Consider the following 1,238-nt stretch of genomic DNA (forward strand, 5'->3'; position numbering starts at 1 on the left):
TGTAGTGGTTCAATGATTCTGGACACCAGCGTAGGTGGTAAGATCACCACCATAAACGAGGTGTCTGATGACCAGAAAACGACGTTCCTTTACTCCTGAGTTCAAGCAGGAAGCAGCCAGCCTGGTGCTGGATCAAGGTTACACCATTCCCCAGGCCAGTACGTCCCTGGGCGTGGGCGAGAGTGCCCTTCGCCGCTGGGTCAAACAGCTGAACGAGGAGCGTGAGGGTGTCACCCCAAAGGGTAAAGCTTTAACCCCGGAGCAACGCCGGATTCAGGAATTGGAAGCCCGCTGCAAGCGCCTTGAGCAGGAGAAAGACATACTAAAAAAGGCTACCGCTCTCTTGATGTCGGACGACATGAATCCTACGCGCTGATAGACCAGTTGAGTGAGCAGGTGCCTGTTGAAATGGTCTGCAATGCGTTCGATATCAGCCGTTCCAGCTATTACGAGTATCGCCAACGACGGAAACACGTGGATGTTGAGCGTCTGGCTCTAAAGGCTCAGGTGAACCGCCTGTTTACTAAGAGCCGCAGTTCTGCTGGCAGCCGGACAATCAAAAGCATGCTCAACGATGACGGCGTGGTGATTGGTCGCTTTAAGGTCCGACGACTGATGAGTGAGCTGGGGCTGGTCTGTAAGCAACCAGGACCTCACGCCTACAAGCAAGCTACCATTGAGCGGCCGGATATTCCGAACCATCTGGCTCGTGAGTTTACGGTAGACCGGCCCAATCAGGTTTGGTGTGGTGACATTACCTACGTCTGGAGCGGCCAACGATGGAGTTATTTGGCTGTTGTGCTGGATCTGTATGCCCGTCGCGTTGTTGGTTGGGCGATGTCATCCAGTCCGGATGCCGATCTGGTTGTCAAAGCTCTGAACCACGCCTGGGAACAGCGTGGTCGACCGGAGAAAGTTATGTTCCACTCGGATCAGGGGAGCCAGTATGCCAGCCGTAAGTTCCGTCAGAGGCTCTGGCGCTATCGAATGACTCAAAGCATGAGCCGACGTGGTAACTGCTGGGACAATGCACCGATGGAAAGGCTGTTCCGGAGCCTGAAATCTGAATGGATACCGGCTTTGGGATATCGGAACCTGCCTGAGGCTAAACAGGATGTGGGTGGCTACCTGATGGACTACTACAACCGGCAACGACCTCATGCATTCAACGACGGTATTTCGCCCGTTGCAGCTGAGGAAAACCTTAAAACACTGTCCGGGATTAGTTGACCACTACA

1 protein-coding gene is annotated in these 1,238 nt (G+C 54.0%); it reads left to right on the forward strand.

What is annotated here, in order from left to right; all coding sequences use genetic code 11:
- Nucleotides 1–67 precede the first annotated feature (67 nt).
- A protein-coding gene (locus tag DFK18_RS14435; protein WP_114418980.1) for an IS3 family transposase occupies nt 68–1,230 on the forward strand; the annotation gives its coding sequence in 2 pieces (ribosomal slippage) (nt 68–323 and nt 323–1,230; 1,164 coding nt in all).
- Nucleotides 1,231–1,238: the final 8 nt, after the last annotated feature.

This window comes from Marinospirillum perlucidum, assembly GCF_003336805.1.
GTDB classification, from domain to species: domain Bacteria; phylum Pseudomonadota; class Gammaproteobacteria; order Pseudomonadales; family Halomonadaceae; genus Marinospirillum; species Marinospirillum perlucidum.